Here is a 17440-nt window from a genome sequence, read left to right on the forward strand (position 1 = left end):
AAACGTCAAAAAATTGACTTCGATCAGTTTTATGATGAATGACTGAGCCAAATGGCACTGGCCATCCGACCCGTTTGGCCATCACGACGGTATGAATAGAACTGCGCAGTGTCATGATAAGTGCAATAGTCGCCACCAAAAATAGCAGAGACACCATAAGCCTGCAGCCGCAGTCGTGCCAGCAGATATAAGTCAGCCAGATATTTTTCTTTGCCTAAGGGTTTAAAAGCGCTAGCGGCCAGCACATTTTGCTGTACAAAGGCTTGGCGCACCTCAGCACCCACTTCAAAGTGCTTGGGGCCAATGGCAGGGCCTAACCACACCAGTAGCTCACTAGGCTTTGCCTGAAACTGTTGTAAGGTATGCTCAATCACCCCCGATGCTAAACCGCGCCAGCCCGCATGAATGGCGGCCACCTCAGAGCCTGCGTTATTGCATACTAATAACGGCAAGCAATCTGCTGTCATGACAACACAAACTTGCCCAGCTTGCTGGCTAAACGCTGCATCGGCTTGAGGCAATGCCGCATTTAGCACGGCAGTGCTCTCGGTTAAGTGCCATACTTTATTGCTATGAACTTGATCAAGCCAACAAGGCTCTACGGGCATAGCCGCTTGCTGTTGAAACAACGAGCGGTTTCGAGCAACCGTAGCCGCATCGTCCCCAACATGTAAGCCTAAATTTAACCCCTGAAACACACCCTGCGAATAACCACCGAAGCGAGTTGAGCTAACCGCCTGCACATTAGAAGGTGCAGGCCATGTTGGTTTGAGTAACAAAGGCGTCATTGGCATTTAATGCTTACATTGCGCATTACACAAAATCCAAGCCATGCTGAGCGGTATCAGCACGTAAAGCGGCATTCAGTTGCACCATGTCATCCGGTAAAGGCGCATGCCATTCCAAAATTTGGCCGGTGATGGGATGTGCCAGTTTAAGCATGATCGCATGCAACGCCTGGCGGCGGAAATTACGCATAAACACCAATAAGCTTTCAGCTGCCTGACGCGGGGGACGTGGCCGCCCCCCATACACCGGATCGCCCACTAAAGGATGACTGATAAACGTCATATGCACACGAATTTGATGCGTTCTGCCAGTTTCTAAGCGCAGACGTAACCTAGTATGAGCACGATACTTCTCCATTACCCGGTAATGCGTGACAGCAGGCTTACCGCTTTCAAGCACCGCCATCAAAGTTCTTTTGGTTGGATGCCGGCCAATAGGACGATTAACCGAGCCACCTCCGGTCATGGCACCGTAACAAACCGCTTCATATTCACGGGTAATTTCACGGGCTTGCATGGCTTCAACTAAATGCGTTTGTGCCGGAATGGTCTTGGCAACCACCATTAAACCAGTGGTGTCTTTATCAAGGCGATGCACAATTCCTGCGCGCGGCACTTCACCAATACCTGGGCAATGATGCAATAAAGCATTTAATAAGGTGCCATCCGCATTACCAGCACCAGGGTGAACCACTAAACCCGCAGGTTTATTGATTACTAAAATATGTTCATCTTCAAAAACCACATCTAAAGCAATGGGCTCGGCCAAAAAGCGTTCGTCTTCAGGCAAATCGGCTGTAATATCAATCTGCTCACCTCCGAACATCTTCTGTCTTGGCGTATTGCAAATTTGCTGTTCAACTTGCACAGCATCAGCCAAAATCCACTCTTTTATACGTGAACGTGAATAATCAGGGAACATTTCGGCTAAAACCTGATCTAAGCGTTTACCAAAAAGATGGTCAGGAACGATTTGTGAAAGTTTTATCTGTTTTGTCATGACGGAAGCAGTTATCCTGTGTGCAACCCCTCGATATCTGGGGTAGAATCGCATTAGCGCCTATTTTAACGATTTTACGCTGGACTAGACAGCCATTTAGCTTAAGTAGTAACGGATTTTTACATGAAATTGAAATTTATACTGATAGTTTTGATGTCAATCGCCCTAACGGCCTGTGCTGGCAAACCCAAACCACAGCAAATGACTGCCACACAAACGGCTCAAGGCATGTATCAACAAGCCAAAGAAGTCTTGGATGCGGGCCTTTATAACCGAGCCATTGAATTACTCAAAGGGGTAGAGAGTCGCTATCCGTTCGGCCCATTAGCTAAACAAGTACAACTCGACTTAATTTATGCCCATCATCAAGCTGGCGATATTCCACAAGCGTTAGCCAGCATTGACCGCTTTATTCGGTTAAACCCCAACCAGCCTGATTTAGATTATGTCTATTACATGCGGGGCCTGACCAACTTAAAAGCCGATGAAAATGCGTTTCAAGAGTTTTTTGATATAGAGCGCGCCGACCGTGATTTAAGCAGCACCCGTCAAGCGTTTGATGATTTTAAAATTTTATTAAATAGCTTTCCAAACAGCAAATATGCCGATGAAGCGCGTAATCGCATGTTGGTGATTAAAAACAAATTGGCCCAGCATGAATTAATCGTTGCCGATTACTACATGCGCCGTGGTGCTTATCTCGCTGCAGCGAACCGTGGTAAATATGTGCTAGAGTTTTACCGTGATGTACCACAAGTAGAACAAGCTCTCGAAATTATGGTAGAAAGCTATGGCCGCTTGGGTTTAGATAAGTTAAAGCAAGATGCGGAACAAGTATTACGCCTTAACTTCCCGCAAAATAGCAGCATCAAATAACTGAAATCTCAAGACATTAACACCTCCGCTACGACGGAGGTGTTTTTTATGCCCCTACCGATGGGCTAAATGGCTTCTAACGCTTCCGCTAACTTACTCACACCGATGACCTGCATACCCTCAATCGGCTCTTTGGGCGCATTCGCTATCGGCACAATAGCGCGACGAAAACCATGTTTGGCCGCTTCACGTAAACGTTCTTGCCCACTCGGTACCGGCCTAATTTCACCCGCCAAGCCGACTTCACCGAATACGACCAAATCATTGGGCAAGGGTTTATCACGAAAACTCGATACCAAGGCCAGCAAGGTCGCTAAATCAGCACTCGTTTCGTTGACCTTAACGCCGCCGACGACATTGACAAACACATCTTGATCGGCCATTTGCAAACCACCGTGGCGATGCATAACGGCCAATAACATAGAAATACGGTTTTGCTCCATACCCAAAGTCACGCGTCTTGGATTATTCAGCGGTGAATAATCGACTAACCCTTGGATCTCGACTAATAATGGCCGCGTTCCTTCCCAAAGCACCATCACAATACTGCCTGATTGATCTTCTTTGCCGCGCGTTAAAAAAATAGCCGAAGGATTTTTCACTTCTTTCATGCCCTGACCGGTCATGGCAAAGACGCCTAGCTCATTTACCGGGCCAAAACGATTTTTATGGCCACGCATAGTGCGATAGCGGCTATCAGTATCGCCATCGAGCATCACCGAGCAGTCAATACAATGCTCAAGTACCTTAGGGCCAGCCAGCGAGCCATCTTTTGTGACATGGCCCACCATAATAATGGCGATGTGATACTGCTTGGCAAAGCGTGTTAAAAAGGCCGCACTTTCTCGAACCTGCGACACACTTCCAGGGGCCGATTGCACATCAGCTAAATGCATCACTTGGATGGAGTCGATAACCATAATGCGGGGCTTTTCTTGCTGCGCTAATTGGCAAATCGTTTCGACATTGGTCTCTGCCAGCATTTTTAACGTGCCCATTGGTAAACCTAAGCGCTGAGCGCGCATCGCCACCTGCTGTAAAGATTCTTCCCCCGTGACGTACAAGGCTCCACCCTGTTCAGCTAAGCCACACATCATTTGTAGTAATAAGGTACTTTTACCAGCACCTGGATGCCCACCGATTAAAATAGCAGAGCCCGGCACAATACCGCCGCCTAACACGCGGTCAAACTCAACAAAGCCAGTACTAAAGCGTGGTACTTCTTGCAGATCGACTTCATCAAGCCGCATCACTTTAGCGACTGTGGTACCGGCATAACCATCCAGCCGAGTATTTTTCGTTTTTACGGCTCCTAGTCTTACTTCAGTAATACAGTTCCAAGCCGAGCATTCAGAACACTGACCTTGCCAGCGCATAAAATCGGCACCACATTCATTACATACGTAGGCGGTTTTTGTTTTTGCCATGATCTTTCCTAATTTGAATAAAAGGCACAGATATTGCTTTTCGAAATAGAACAACGTAGCTTAATCTCATTATAACCCTAAGCTGCCAAAATTTTGGCAACTGAATCAGCTGACTATGACTGCAACCGACTTTAAAGAGCAATCTGGCATTATTGAAAGGATGAAAGGACTGATCAACTCACCCGAGTTTGAGCAGACTTTCGCTAGTCTGTCTGCTAGCCTGCCTAAGTCAAAACAGTTTTTATTAAAAATGGAACTGAAGCGTCTTGCTCAGCCTTGCAACTATTACATTGATTTACGCGGCCATGTTGATGGTGATGTTAAACCTTTTGTCTATTTAGGCAAAACCCATCACCTAGATGATACCGCACGGCAGATCTTTGAAAACGGCGTTAACGATTACGGTCAATACACTATTGGCGTCTACGAAGAAGTCATGAACGCTGACAATAACTTTCGGGTTCGTCATCGTAAAGAAACCGAAGAGCGCGTTCGTAATGCATTAGCGCAACGCCGTAATGGTTTGCAGCTGCCCGACCCCACAAACACGCAAGAAAATACCGAGCCAGAAGAAGAAACCAACAACCCGAATAAATTAGTGCAGTTTGGCTATTATATCAGCCGCTGTGAAGAGCGCATGAATTATGGCATTGAAGTAGAAGTCCGCCATGCGGATCAGCGTTTTAGTGCCATGACCACGGATCTGTCTGTTGGTGGTTGTAAATTAAAAATACCAGCGGGGCGGCAAATTGTTGTGGGGGACACCCTCAATTTGGCTTTGCGTGGTTTAGAAAAAGAATTCACCTTGAATTTGCCTAAGGGTTTAACTTATCAAGTTTTAGAAGTGGATGAGCAGGATAAATATAACTATTTGCGATTAAAGCGCTTGAATCCAGAACAAGAAGGCTCGTTTAATCAATTTTTACAGAGTTTTATTCACGGTAATAAACGCCGCTACAAGGTGAATTTAGATAACACCACCGACGCCGTCATTACCAAGGGTTATGAACAATACTATTTGCCGCGAATTAATACTTTACCGGTTTATTTATCTGTTGTTGATGGCCAAGTCAGTAGCCGTTTTTGCCTCACCAGTGATTACAACAAAAGTGTTTGGCATTATTTTTTGGATGAACAGCAACTCTCAGTATTAAGCCATGTACTATCTGCAAAGCGGCTAAAACTGCTGCTGAGCCAGACCTCAACCGAACGCTCCAGTATCTTGTATTGCTTTACTCACGCAGCAAAAGGCAAATTGTATTTTTATGCTGCGACGGATCTTGAACTTGCCGAATCAACCGCTTTGCGTGAGATGTTTTTTGGGTTTGGCGCTGGCAAGCCCAGTTGGCGTGTATTCCATCTTAATTTATTAAAAACTCACGTAAGCCAAAGTATTAATGAATTTGCCATACCCGGCGCGGTCAACACGCAAAAACCGTTCCCCTTGATCGCGGGTATGCTCAAAGACATGCATTATATTGCCGCACTCACTGAAATCAGTTCGGCTGAACATCGGCGTTATTACTCGGCCTATACTTACCAAACTGATAAATTAGCGGCCTTAAATAAATTTGGATTAAGTAAAGCCCTGCAAGCCAAACCCTGTGAAGCGATAGCTATTCATTATATTAATTTACGTGCCGAGTCGCGTTATTTGTATAAAACCACGGTGCTGGTAAGAAACAAACCAGAGCAAGCCCCCATCAGCAGTTTTAGCCGAGACTTTTCCACTGGCGGCCTACAAATTGAATTTAGCCAACCTGTCGATTTTCAAAAAGGCGATATACTGCTCTTTGAATTACCCGATCTACAAAAAATCACGAACAAACATCAATTATCGGGCTTACCTTACGAAGTAATGGCAGTAAGTAAAAGCCGCACCATTATGAATTTGAAAATTGCTCAAACCGATTATCATGTTGGTAAGGCGTTTTTTCAGCAGTTAATTCAAAGTAACCGCAGCAAATTAACTGTGGCCGAAGAAACACCGAAGTACCCTGGCTTATCAGATGCACTGCGCAATATGTATGTTAAAACGCTGAATAACTTTGCGGTTTTTATTCATCGCAAAGGCCTACGCCATGACGTAAATGTGTTAGGCCGTGGCGCCCAGCCCAATGCAATTCATAAGTTGCTGCAACTGTCGCAACAGAGCAGCAAAAGCTTAGACTTTAGTTTATTGACGAAAGAGCACGTGCTAACGCAAGAAGTCGCACATTTTTTAAAGCAAATGAAGCGACATGATCCGTCAAAACAATTTGAGTTGTATATTCGGGTTACCCCGTTAGACAATGGTCAACTGGAGTTCAGTAGCCATTATGATTTTGAGTTTAAGCAAGCGGAAGATCTGCAAATCTTTATTTTAGATGCTATTGAACATCATGTACTGTTTAGTTTTAAACTCTATGTTTCTCGTACCGGTAAGCTTGACTCAGAATATATCGCGAAGGAGATTGGCTATATCAGTGTTTATGCTATACACAAAGCAAAAACGTTAGAGGAAGAGTTGTGGCATGTCGAAGGGGTAGCTGATGGTGTAGAAACCTCTGCAGAGATCGTTGCTCGTTATAATGCGGCTGCCTGCACCGCTCAACAGCAAGCACGCATGGCTATCTTAGCGCGCGATAAATAGCCATTATAAGCTCTTTAGCCATAGCGTGAGCTCTTGAAAATGCTCCGTTGCTGCAGCGGGATGCGTCAACATAGAAATATGATCATAGTTTTGCGAATAACCCTGCGTTTTCCCCAATAAACTGAATTTCGCTTCACGCTGAGCGCATTCTGCAATAAAAGCCTGTACATCCTTCGGGTGACCGAGCACACGATCATGCTCGGCGGCAAAATGCCAAATGGCTGGCCACATCGCTTGCTGACAAGCTTGCTGATAATCAAAACCATCCGTGCAATCTTTAAACGGAGCACCTTTGATCCAACGAATGGTATCCAACAAAAATTGTCGCGGCTCATCATCTGCCCCTAAACGCCAGCGTTTAGCAGGTAAATAACCAGGCTGCCGACTTAACCAAGGGGCAAGACTATTCCATACCATATCGATTTTCAGCCATTTTGCTAACGATCGCACACTGATCACGCGTTTGGTGCCAAAACAAACCTTGGCTTTAACTTTCTGCAGTAAATGCGGATAACGGGCTAAACTTGCCGCCGCCAACACGCCGCCCCACGAATGACACATCAAGATTAAGGGCTGTTGATGTAAGTCGTAAAAATGCTCGATTAAGCGCGGAATATCATGACAAATTAATTGTTGCTGATTTTGCTGCAAACCATCAGCCAGCGAGGGTTGCGATAAACCACGACCAGCAAAATCGACGGCATAACCAATAAACCCCTGATCGGCTAAGAAGCTGGCAAGGCCTTTACCTGAATGGCTGTAAAAAATCCGCCCATTCTCAATTGCACCGTGCAAATACAACACCGGCGCAAGTGAACCGTGCAGCGGTGTTAATTGCCTAACATGCAGATGATAGTCTTTTAAATCAACAAACAACGAATGTTGTTGATGCTTCACGCGGGTTCAACCAAATACAATAGCTGCAATAAGCTGCCGGAAGTTATCGCCGCTTTGGCCGCCGCCTGCACCTTGGGTTTCGCATGAAACGCTACACCTAAGCCAGCTTGTTGCAACATGAATAAGTCATTAGCGCCATCCCCTATGGCGATGGTTTGAGCCAGTGGAATGCGATACTGCGCAGCTAACTCGCCGACAACAGCCGCTTTACGCTCTGCATCAACAATGGGTCCTAACACCTTACCCGTTAACTTACCCTCAACAATCTCTAATTGATTAGCAAAGGTTGCCGTTAAGCCCAGTTGCTGCTTTAGGGCATCAGTAAAATAGGTAAAACCGCCGGAGGCAATAGCCACCTGCCAATGATGACGCTGTAACGTTGCCACCAACTCGGTTAGCCCTGGCATTAACGGCAACTTATCTAATACTTGCTGCAGCACTGATTCAGGCGCACCGGCTAATGCCGCCACCCGTTGTTGCAAGCTTTGAGCAAAATCCAGCTCACCGTTCATTGCTCTGGCAGTAACGGCGGCCACCTGTTCACCTACACCGGCTAACTTAGCAATCTCGTCGATACATTCAATTTCAATGGCCGTCGAGTCCATATCCATCAGTAATAAACCGGGCTGCGATAACGCTGGACGCGTTGCTAAAAATACCAGCTGGCAATCTAGCGCTGCTGCGATCTGGTTTAATCGCGCTTGTTCAGGTTGCGCCAGTGCGGGGCTTTGCAACAACAGGCCGGCCGGTAAGCTAGCAAGCGGTTGATTGACACTGACGGTTAGTAACATAGAAGGTAATGCCAGCGCAGCTAAAATCTGCTCAAGTTGGCTCAAACTCTGCTCGCCACCAAAGTAAATTAATACTGGGCCACTGGCAGCGCTATCAGCCGTTGCCACACTCTGAATTTGCCCTGCTCGCCATTCTAAACACAACGGCTGCTGCGCTTCAGTTAACATCGACTTTAGCTCACGATTAAACGGAGCTAATACTTTAGAAAAATTCGACACGCTCTGCCCTATACTTAACTGAATGACCATGGCATGCTACAACACTTTAGGCAGCGACCTGCCGACGTCATTTAGCGATTAAAAATATGCAGCACCATAGCCTATCAGGTCATCGATATTCAAGCTTTATTACCTTATTACAACTGGCATTAGCCGTATTAGGTATTTGGTTTATTTTGCATAGCTGGGGCGCAGCACGCACTGAAGGTCAGCAACTGTTGATGCAACAAAATAAACTGCTGATGCGTGAAACCTTAATTGCCATGTCTTACACCGCCGGTTATTTATTAGAAAATGACGAATTGGAAGGCTTGTCGCAATTAACTCAACATATTGCTGAAAATCCGTTCTTACATGATGTCGTGGTTTATGATGCGAATGGCGTCAGGATCAGTTGGTCAGAAGCGAATTCTGCCGCACGCTTACTGTATCGCCCCGACCAGCCTTTAGCATTAATCCCGATGGTAGAAGAAATTCGAGTGAACAACGAATTGCTTGGCTATATCAAATTAAGTTTATTGCAGGATGAAAAGTTGTTTCCGGGCTATCATTCTTGGCAGCAGTTAATGCAACAAATCTTAGGTCTGCTGCTACTTACTGGCGCGGTGGGCATGTTACTGAAACGCAACGTTAGTCAGTTAAGTCAGCGCTATCGCAAACCACCTACTCCCCAAGCCTAATACTCTTTACCTAAACCTTTTCGCCGGTTAACTCAGTCGCAAGACCTGACGACTATTTTGCCACAACGCCGCAGCGAGCTGCGGTGGGGATTCATCTCTTAATTGACATAAAGCGTCAAACACCTGTGCTAACTGCGCTGGCGTATTGACCTGCCCTTGAAAACCGCTTAGCGGCATAGCGGGTGCATCGGTCTCTAAAACTAAAGCCGACAGCGGTAATTTACTGACCGCATTCCGTGTTTTTTCCGCTCGGCTATAGGTAATAGTGCCACCGATACCTAATTTGAACCCCACATCGATAAAAGCGTGCGCTTGTTGCTGACTTCCTGAAAACGCATGCAAAATGCCGCCTTCACTAAACTGCTGACGTTTAATTTCCGCTAATAACGCTGGCTGACTTTTACGATGGTGCAAGATCACCGGTAATTTATGCCGTTTGGCTAACGCTAATTGTGCTGCAAACAATTGCTGCTGTATGACAAAACTGTCCGCATCTAACGCGAAATCAAGGCCAATTTCACCGATGGCCTGCACCGATACCTCTGGCTGTTGCAACTGCAACGCCAACAAATCAATATCCGCTAAGTGATGTTTAATGGCCCACCAAGGATGGATACCCAAAGCAAGATAAAATTGCGGGTTGGTTTGACACAGCTTCAGTAAATGCGGCCAATTTTCTTTGGCCACTGCTGGAATTAACAAGGCCTGCACCCCAGCTTGCTGTGCTAGGCGCCAATGCTCTGGCCATGCAGGCCAGAGCTCGGGTAAGTCAAGATGACAATGGGTGTCGAATAGCGGGTAATGCATCGAGCGAGTTGTTATTTGGGGGTTATTCACTCGCGCGAGTCCTTTTTTACTGCCGCGTTAAGGGCACAGCCGCTCAATTTGCCAGCCAAAATCCGTTTGCCGATACATAAAGCGATCATGTAAGCGATGCTCACCGCCTTGCCAAAATTCAATTTGATAAGGACGGACTAAAAAGCCGCCCCAAAAATCGGGTAACGACACATCACCATGCGAAAATTTCTCTTTGATTTCCGCAAATTTCTGCATCAGTGCCAAACGCGTTGACACCGGCCGACTTTGCTCAGATGCCCAAGCGGCCAACTGACTTTCTTTGGGTCGTGATAAGAAATACTTCATTACCTGACTGGTAGGCACGCGTTCTGCCGTGCCATAAACGATCACTTGGCGCTCGAGAGGATGCCACGGAAAATGTAAGCAAACTTTCGGATTAGCTGCTAACTCGGTAGCCTTACGGCTGCCAAGGTTAGTGTAAAAGGTAAAGCCGCTCGGGTTCAGATCTTTTAACAATACCAGCCGCTGTGACGGCTGGCCCTCAGCGTCGACGCTCGCTACACACATGGCGGTCGGATCGGGCAATTCTGCCGCCACCGCATCTTTTAACCATTGTTCAAATTGCACAATGGGATCGGCATCGAGCTGGTCGAGATCCAATTTATCTTTGGTGTAGCTGCGGCGAATCGCGTCGATTTTCATGTTACATCCGTTCCATTACTTCAATACCCAGAAGGTCCAAGCCTTTGTGTAATAACTTGGCGCTAAAAATACTCAGCATTAAACGGCTGTCACGCGTTGCTGGTTCAACACCTTCTTTTAGAATAGGACAGGCTTCATAGAACGTCATGTATAAACTGGCCAGTTCATACAAGTAATTACACAGTAAATTCGGCTGAGCTTCCTTCATCACTTGCTGTAAGGTTTCTTCAAAACGCAATAATTTAACAGCTAACAATTTTTCCTGATCGGCGCCAATCACAATTTCAGCATGAAAATCAGCCGCAACCTCAGCTTTGCGTAAAATACTGCGTACCCGAGTATAGGCATATTGTAAGTAAGGTGCGGTAGCGCCTTCAAAGCTGAGCATTGCATCCCAGCTAAAAATATAGTCACTGGTACGGTTTTTCGATAAATCCGCATATTTTACCGCCCCAATGCCAACCTTACGGGCGATCTCAGCCATCTCAGTTGCTGATAAATCGGTCACTTTATCTTGCAATACCGCATTGGCGCGAACTACCGCTTCTTCCAGGAGTTCAGCCAGCTTTACTGTGCCGCCAGTACGCGTTTTAAAGGGTTTACCATCTTCACCCATCATGGTGCCGAACGGGCAGTGATCGTAGGCTGTGCGCTCGGCTAAATAACCGGCCTTGCGTGCCACTAATTCGACTTGTTTAAAGTGCAGAGCTTGCCGTGCATCCGTGAAGATAATAATGCGATCGGCGGCTAATTCGTGGCTGCGATACTGACACGCGGCTAAATCGGTGGTCGAATATAAGAAACCCCCACCGGTTTTTTGAATGATAAAAGGTGAAGGGGTACCCTCTTTATCGGCTAATTCTTGCAAAAACACCACCAAAGCACCTTGGCTTTCAACCGCGATATCTTTTGCGACTAACTCAGCAACAATCGGTTGTAACATGGCGTTATAGGCGCTTTCAGGTTTGATATCGGCATTCGTCAGGGTGACATTCAGTTTCTGATAAACGTCGTTGCTGTGTTTAATCGAGGTATCAATAAACATCTGCCACAGTTTTTGGCAATGCGCATCACCGCTTTGTAGTTTTACCACGTAATCACGTGATTTATCCGCAAAACCGCTTTCATCATCAAAACGCTTTTTCGCTTCCCGATAGAAATCTTCAAGATCGGCTAAGGCGACCGTTTCTAAATCGACACCGGCGGCGATTTTGTCTTCTAAATGCGCTATCAGCATACCAAATTGCGTGCCCCAATCGCCCATATGGTTCTGTCGGATCACGGTGTCCCCCCAGAACTCAAGGGTTCGTACAACCGCATCACCAATAATGGTTGAACGTAAATGGCCAACGTGCATTTCTTTGGCTAAGTTAGGCGCAGAATAATCCACCACTACCGTTTGCGGTGTAGGATTCACCGCAACGCCCAAACGGCTGTCGGTTGCTGCCGTCGTTAATTGCGATGCAAGCCAGTTTTTATCTAACTTCACATTGATAAAACCAGGCCCCGCTATTTCAACGCTTTCGGCCATGTCGGCAATATCGAGCAGCTCTAGTAACTGTTGCGCAAGCTGCCGCGGATTGGTTTTTAATAACTTGGCTGCCGCCATAGCGCCATTGATCTGATAATCACCAAATTCTGGCCGCGTGCTTTGCGTAACAGCCGCATTAACGTTTTCGGTTAAGCCAAGCTGTTGAAAGGCGGCAAGGGTTTTCTCAGTTAAAAGGTGTTTAATATTCATACGGCAACCTGTTAATGCTCGCGGGTTTTAAGGAATTTAATTTTCGGATAACGTTCAATAGCGAGGTTTAAGTTAACCATCGTGGGTGCGATATAAGTCAGGTTATCGCCGCCATCTAAGGCCAAGTTATTACTAGCTTTATTCTGGAACTCTTGCAGTGTTTTAGCATCATCGCAGTAAACCCAGCGCGCGGTACTCACATTCACACTCTCGTACAGCGCGTCAACGTTGTACTCTGATTTTAAGCGATGCACGACCACATCAAACTGCAGCACCCCGACAGCACCCACAATCAGGTCATTGTTATCCAGCGGACGAAACACTTGCACAGCGCCCTCTTCCGCTAACTGAACTAAGCCTTTCAACAACTGCTTTTGTTTCAGTGGGTCACGTAAGCGAATACGACGGAATAACTCCGGTGCAAAATTCGGAATACCGCTAAATTGCATATTTTCACCGGTGGTGAAGGTGTCACCAATTTTGATGGTGCCATGGTTATGCAAACCGATAATATCGCCTGGGTAAGCTTCTTCTAAATGCTCGCGATCACCGGCTAAAAAGGTTAACGCTTGCGGGATCAAAACGTCTTTACCAATGCGTACATGACGCACTTTCATGCCTTTTTCATACTTACCTGACACGATACGCATAAACGCAACACGGTCTCGATGCTTCGGATCCATGTTAGCTTGAATTTTAAAGACGAAGCCGCTAAAGCCGGTTTCCGTAGCTTGCACTGTACGCGTGTCTGTCGCTCGGGGTTGCGGCGTAGGCGCCCACTCGGTCAAGCCATCCAGCATATGATCCACACCGAAGTTACCTAGAGCCGTACCAAAGAACACCGGCGTCAGTTCGCCTTTCAAAAACAAGTCTTGATCAAACTCGTTACTCGCGCCTTGCACCAACTCCATTTCATCGCGCAATTGCTGTGCATAATAGCCAAGCCGTTTATCCAGTTCAGGATTGTTGAGGCCTTTGATCACGTCAACATCTTGAATAGTGTGCCCGAGGCCCGATTTATAGAAAATGACCTCGTCACGTAAAATGTGATACACGCCTTTAAATTCTTTACCTGAAGCAATCGGCCAAGTGATAGGTGCACAAGCAATCTTTAAAACGCTTTCAACTTCATCCAATAAATCAATCGGATCGCGAATATCCCGATCCATTTTGTTCATAAAAGTGACGATCGGCGTATCACGCAGGCGTGTCACTTCCATCAGTTTGATGGTGCGATCTTCAACCCCTTTAGCACCATCAATGACCATTAAACAGGAATCGACGGCGGTTAAGGTACGATAGGTATCTTCGGAGAAATCTTCGTGACCCGGCGTGTCTAGCAGGTTGACCAAACAATCATGATAAGGAAACTGCATGACGGAAGTTGTCACGGAAATACCGCGCTCTTTTTCCATCTCCATCCAGTCTGAAGTAGCAAACTGGCCCGATTTTTTACCCTTAACAGTACCGGCTTTTTGGATCAAGTGTCCGAACAACAACACTTTTTCAGTGATCGTCGTTTTACCGGCATCGGGGTGAGATATGATTGCAAAAGTTCTTCTAGAATTGATTTCGTTAAGAAAGTTTTGGTCTGCCATTAATAAAGTCTTTTCATTTCTGCATGGATTTCGACAAATAATTGCAGAGCCCGCAGTAGAGCCCTTCGTTTGCTAGATCCATTATGTTTAACATCATTGGTGGCTATTTTCGCTGATCCTGACGCTTTAAACAATCAATGCTTTTCATCATAGGGTCTGGTATGGCTAAACAAGCGCTGCAAGCTGCAAAAAAACGAAAACGTTGCCCATGAAAGAAAACAAGCACTCGGCTTTATTGCCACAGCGTTAAACAAACAAAATCAGGCATAATCAGGCTTGCAGCTTTGTGAATGGGTGGCTAACTGTTAAGATAAATCATCTGTTATTTTGCGGGTAAATGCTGTGCTGTGGATCCCTTTTGCTCTGTTAGCCGCATTAATGCAAGCCTGTCGCAACGCCTTTCAAAAACAACTGAGTAAAGACGTCAGTATTGCCGGTGTTACCATGGCGCGCTTTCTTTGGGCATCCCCGTTAGTGCTGGGTTATTTGGGCTTATTGTATTACTGGCAGCCTGCGGCAATCCCCGTTTTTAATGCTAATTTTTTCTTGTTTATTAGTGGCGCGGCTTTAACGCAAATTATCGCCACCGTCTTTATGGTGACCTTATTTAAACTGCGTAATTATGCCATCGGTGCGGGCTTAGCCAAAAGTGAAGCGGTCATCGCTGCCTTACTGGGCGTAGCCTTTTTTAATGAATCACTTAGTGTGTTAGGTTGGGCTGGAGTGATGCTCGGCGCGATAGCCATTTTTTTACTCAGTGGTGCCAGTTTGCGACAATTTTCTTGGCCCGTGATGTTGCTAGGGTTGGGCAGTGGTTTATCGTTTTCGTTAGGCTCGTTGTGGGTACGTCAAGCCAGCTTGCAAATGGGCCTACCCTTTTTGCACGGTGCAGCCTGGGTACTGGCTGCGGTGATTTTGCTACAAAGTACCATCATGTTTAGCTATTTACTGCTGCGCGAACCGGCAACCTTAAGTGTGTTATGGCACCGTCCAAAACTGACATTGCTGGTTAGTTTTAGCAGTTTTTTCGGCTCTTTGGGCTGGTTTACCGCCTTTAGTTTAGAATCAGTGGCGCTGGTAAAAACATTAGGGCAGGTAGAGGTATTGTTTATGCTGCTGATTTCGAGCTTGTTTTTTAAAGAAAAACTGCGCATTAGTGATCACAGTGGTTTAGTGCTGATTTTGATTGCTGCCGTTGCAGTGATTTGGGCTTAAACCAGCACACCGCAACAGCATCCGTATTGCCATTACTCACCGCGCATAAAACCGGGGATCCGCTTTTCATAAGCGCTGATCGCATCTTGCACCGTTAAGGTTAAACCGATCCGATCTAACCCGAGCAGTAAGTTTTGTTTCACCCGCGGCTCAATTGAAAAACCAATGCCAATAGCCGCTACCGTGAGTAATTCTCGCTCAAGATCGATATGAAACAAGCTATTCGGTTTAGTGGCAATGATGTCACTGAGTTTTTTGATCTGCTCTGCCGGCAAGGTAATTAATAACATCTGATTATTTACACAATTGGCGTAAAAGATGTCGGCAAAACTTTCAGCAATGATCACTTTAAAACCATAATCGGCCAATGCCCATGGAGCATGCTCTCGGCTAGAACCACAGCCGAAATTAGCACCACTTAGTAAAATCTCAGCACCTTGATGCTCAGGTTTATTGAGCACAAAATCAGGATTTAACACTGCTTCCTTATCGTCTAAATAACGCCAATCATGAAATAAATGTTGACCAAACCCGATACGGTCAATCGCATTTAAAAATTGCTTAGGTAACAATTGATCGGTATCGATATTGTCTTGTAATAAGCTAACAGCTTGCGCCGACAGCGAAGTAAAACCGCGCATATGCCTGTGCTCCTATAAAGTACGAACGTCACATAATGTGCCGGTTAGTGCCGATGCCGCTGCAGTAGCAGGGCTGACGAGATGCGTAAAAGAGCCTCGCCCTTGCCGCCCCTCAAAGTTACGATTGCTAGTTGAAGCGCAGCGATCATGAGGCTGCAAAGTGTCGTCATTCATGCCTAAACACATTGAACAACCGGGGAGGCGCCATTCAAAACCGGCGTTTAAAAAGATTTGATGTAAGCCCTCTGCTTCAGCTTGTTTTTTTACCGCCATCGAGCCCGGGACCACAATCGCTTTAACGGTTGGGGCAACATGGCCTTTCGCAGCGATCGCAGCGGCTTCGCGTAAATCTTCAATGCGGCTGTTGGTACAAGAGCCAATAAACACGTGTGAAATAGCAATATCACCAGCACGCATGCCGTGTTCAAGCCCAACATAATTTAAAGCACTGCTCGCTGTTGCACGTTGTTTAGCATCATCAAAGCTGGCGGGATCCGGCACAGCACCGTCTATGGCCATCACTTGACCAGGATTTGTGCCCCAAGTCACCTGCGGGGCTAAAGTGGCAACATCTATGCGAATCGTTTTATCAAAGTGGGCATCCGCGTCACTGTAAAGCGTTTGCCAGTAGTCGAGTGCTTGTTGCCAAGCGTCACCTTTTGGGGCAAAGGGCTTATCACGCAAGTAATCAAAGGTCACTTGATCCGGAGCCATCATGCCGGCCTTAGCGCCAGCTTCAATACTCATATTACAAATGGTCATACGCGCCGCCATCGATAAATGCTGCAAAGTATCACCAGCATACTCAATAACATAGCCCGTCGCGCCAGCACTGGTTAATGTCGCAATCACCGCTAAGATAATATCTTTGGCCGACACGCCTGCAGCTAACTTACCGCTTAGCTCTACACGTAAATTTTTAGCCTTAGATTGCCGTAAAGTTTGTGTCGCAAAAACATGTTCCACATCAGAGGTACCAATACCAAAAGCTAAAGTACCCAAGGCACCGTGGGTTGCGGTATGTGAGTCGCCACACACTACCGTCATCCCGGGCCAAATTAGCCCCTGCTCTGGCCCCATCACGTGCACAATACCTTGGCGACTGTCTCCGACAGGGAAAAGCATAATATTGTTTTCATTGCAGTTTTTAACTAAGGTTTTTAACTGCAAAGCATTTTGTGGGCCGCAAGCATCCATATCAAATGAACGAGTAGAAATGCTATGGTCCATCGTCGCGATGGTTTTTTCTGGACAACGTACTTTACGGCCGTGTTGCCGCAGCCCAGCAAAAGCCTGCGGGGAAGTCACTTCATGCGCTAAATGTCGATCAATATAGAGCAAGCCATCGCCATCGATCTCGGTTACAAAATGTGCATCCCATAATTTGTCGTATAGGGTTTTTGCCATGCTTACCTCAGGCGTTAAAGATGACTTA

General features: G+C 46.3%; 15 protein-coding genes. 4 read left to right on the plus strand and 11 right to left on the minus strand.

Going from position 1 to position 17440, the window contains the following annotated elements; translation table 11 throughout:
* Positions 1-29: 29 nt before the first annotated feature.
* Together pgeF and rluD are read right to left on the minus strand one after the other, a co-directional pair.
* Positions 30-788, minus strand: coding sequence for a peptidoglycan editing factor PgeF (gene pgeF, locus ORJ01_RS15685; protein ID WP_306178870.1), 759 nt, complete (start codon positions 786-788; stop codon positions 30-32).
* A gap of 25 nt (positions 789-813) precedes the next feature.
* On the minus strand, positions 814-1788 hold the full coding sequence (rluD, locus tag ORJ01_RS15690; protein WP_306178845.1) for a 23S rRNA pseudouridine(1911/1915/1917) synthase RluD: 975 nt from the start codon (positions 1786-1788) through the stop codon (positions 814-816).
* Positions 1789-1911: 123 nt separating this feature from the next.
* On the opposite strand from rluD, the gene ORJ01_RS15695 reads away from it, so the two are divergent.
* Positions 1912-2664, plus strand: coding sequence for an outer membrane protein assembly factor BamD (locus ORJ01_RS15695; RefSeq protein ID WP_226752006.1), 753 nt, complete (start codon positions 1912-1914; stop codon positions 2662-2664).
* Between the two features lie 65 nt (positions 2665-2729).
* On the opposite strand, the gene radA is transcribed toward ORJ01_RS15695, so the two are convergent.
* Positions 2730-4091 (minus strand): DNA repair protein RadA, encoded by a 1362-nt coding sequence (radA, locus tag ORJ01_RS15700; protein WP_306178846.1) that lies wholly within the window; start codon positions 4089-4091, stop codon positions 2730-2732.
* Positions 4092-4206: 115 nt separating this feature from the next.
* On the opposite strand from radA, the gene ORJ01_RS15705 reads away from it, so the two are divergent.
* On the plus strand, positions 4207-6723 hold the full coding sequence (locus tag ORJ01_RS15705; protein WP_306178847.1) for a PilZ domain-containing protein: 2517 nt from the start codon (positions 4207-4209) through the stop codon (positions 6721-6723).
* A 3-nt stretch (positions 6724-6726) separates the two neighbouring features.
* Here ORJ01_RS15705 and ORJ01_RS15710 read toward each other — a convergent pair whose 3' ends face one another.
* Together ORJ01_RS15710 and serB are read right to left on the minus strand one after the other, a co-directional pair.
* Positions 6727-7620 (minus strand): alpha/beta fold hydrolase, encoded by an 894-nt coding sequence (locus ORJ01_RS15710; protein WP_306178848.1) that lies wholly within the window; start codon positions 7618-7620, stop codon positions 6727-6729.
* Entirely contained in the window at positions 7617-8630 is a 1014-nt protein-coding gene (gene serB / locus ORJ01_RS15715; RefSeq protein ID WP_306178849.1) for a phosphoserine phosphatase SerB, read from the minus strand. Before serB ends, ORJ01_RS15710 begins: the two co-directional genes overlap by 4 nt.
* A gap of 86 nt (positions 8631-8716) precedes the next feature.
* On the opposite strand from serB, the gene ORJ01_RS15720 reads away from it, so the two are divergent.
* Positions 8717-9310 carry an AhpA/YtjB family protein gene (locus ORJ01_RS15720; protein WP_306178850.1) on the plus strand — a complete coding sequence of 198 codons (594 nt, stop codon included), beginning with the start codon at positions 8717-8719 and terminating at the stop codon, positions 9308-9310.
* Between the two features lie 27 nt (positions 9311-9337).
* Here the strand turns inward: ORJ01_RS15720 and ORJ01_RS15725 are convergent, their stop codons facing one another.
* Genes ORJ01_RS15725 through prfC form a run of 4 tightly spaced genes read right to left on the minus strand, consistent with a single transcriptional unit; the run spans position 9338 to position 14149 of the window.
* Positions 9338-10147, minus strand: coding sequence for a TatD family hydrolase (locus ORJ01_RS15725; RefSeq protein ID WP_306178851.1), 810 nt, complete (start codon positions 10145-10147; stop codon positions 9338-9340).
* 27 nt (positions 10148-10174) lie between these two features.
* On the minus strand, positions 10175-10810 hold the full coding sequence (gene pdxH / locus ORJ01_RS15730; RefSeq protein ID WP_306178852.1) for a pyridoxamine 5'-phosphate oxidase: 636 nt from the start codon (positions 10808-10810) through the stop codon (positions 10175-10177).
* A gap of 1 nt (position 10811) precedes the next feature.
* On the minus strand, positions 10812-12551 hold the full coding sequence (gene argS / locus ORJ01_RS15735; RefSeq protein WP_306178853.1) for an arginine--tRNA ligase: 1740 nt from the start codon (positions 12549-12551) through the stop codon (positions 10812-10814).
* A gap of 11 nt (positions 12552-12562) precedes the next feature.
* Positions 12563-14149: a peptide chain release factor 3 gene (prfC, locus tag ORJ01_RS15740; protein WP_226751997.1), complete on the minus strand. Its 1587-nt coding sequence runs from the start codon at positions 14147-14149 to the stop codon at positions 12563-12565.
* A gap of 345 nt (positions 14150-14494) precedes the next feature.
* Between prfC and ORJ01_RS15745 the strand changes: the two genes are divergently transcribed.
* Complete coding sequence (locus tag ORJ01_RS15745) at positions 14495-15364, plus strand: DMT family transporter (protein WP_306178871.1); 870 nt, start codon at positions 14495-14497, stop codon at positions 15362-15364.
* A gap of 32 nt (positions 15365-15396) precedes the next feature.
* On the opposite strand, the gene leuD is transcribed toward ORJ01_RS15745, so the two are convergent.
* Positions 15397-16005 (minus strand): 3-isopropylmalate dehydratase small subunit, encoded by a 609-nt coding sequence (gene leuD / locus ORJ01_RS15750; RefSeq protein WP_306178854.1) that lies wholly within the window; start codon positions 16003-16005, stop codon positions 15397-15399.
* A gap of 12 nt (positions 16006-16017) precedes the next feature.
* Positions 16018-17412, minus strand: coding sequence for a 3-isopropylmalate dehydratase large subunit (gene leuC, locus ORJ01_RS15755; protein ID WP_306178855.1), 1395 nt, complete (start codon positions 17410-17412; stop codon positions 16018-16020).
* Positions 17413-17440 lie beyond the last annotated feature (28 nt).

Origin of the sequence: Alishewanella sp. SMS8, from assembly GCF_030737935.1 — a bacterium.
Taxonomy (GTDB): domain Bacteria; phylum Pseudomonadota; class Gammaproteobacteria; order Enterobacterales; family Alteromonadaceae; genus Alishewanella; species Alishewanella maricola.

Bases quoted from the DNA above. Each gene is read 5' to 3' on its own strand.
- pdxH (WP_306178852.1), bottom strand. From the start codon at position 10,810: ATGAAAATCGACGCGATTCGCCGCAGCTACACCAAAGATAAATTGGAT.
- rluD (WP_306178845.1), bottom strand. From the start codon at position 1,788: ATGACAAAACAGATAAAACTTTCACAAATCGTTCCTGACCATCTTTTT.
- leuD (WP_306178854.1), bottom strand. From the start codon at position 16,005: ATGCGCGGTTTTACTTCGCTGTCGGCGCAAGCTGTTAGCTTATTACAA.
- prfC (WP_226751997.1), bottom strand. From the start codon at position 14,149: ATGGCAGACCAAAACTTTCTTAACGAAATCAATTCTAGAAGAACTTTT.
- ORJ01_RS15695 (WP_226752006.1), top strand. From the start codon at position 1,912: ATGAAATTGAAATTTATACTGATAGTTTTGATGTCAATCGCCCTAACG.
- ORJ01_RS15720 (WP_306178850.1), top strand. From the start codon at position 8,717: ATGCAGCACCATAGCCTATCAGGTCATCGATATTCAAGCTTTATTACC.
- ORJ01_RS15705 (WP_306178847.1), top strand. From the start codon at position 4,207: ATGACTGCAACCGACTTTAAAGAGCAATCTGGCATTATTGAAAGGATG.
- radA (WP_306178846.1), bottom strand. From the start codon at position 4,091: ATGGCAAAAACAAAAACCGCCTACGTATGTAATGAATGTGGTGCCGAT.
- argS (WP_306178853.1), bottom strand. From the start codon at position 12,551: ATGAATATTAAACACCTTTTAACTGAGAAAACCCTTGCCGCCTTTCAA.
- leuC (WP_306178855.1), bottom strand. From the start codon at position 17,412: ATGGCAAAAACCCTATACGACAAATTATGGGATGCACATTTTGTAACC.
- pgeF (WP_306178870.1), bottom strand. From the start codon at position 788: ATGACGCCTTTGTTACTCAAACCAACATGGCCTGCACCTTCTAATGTG.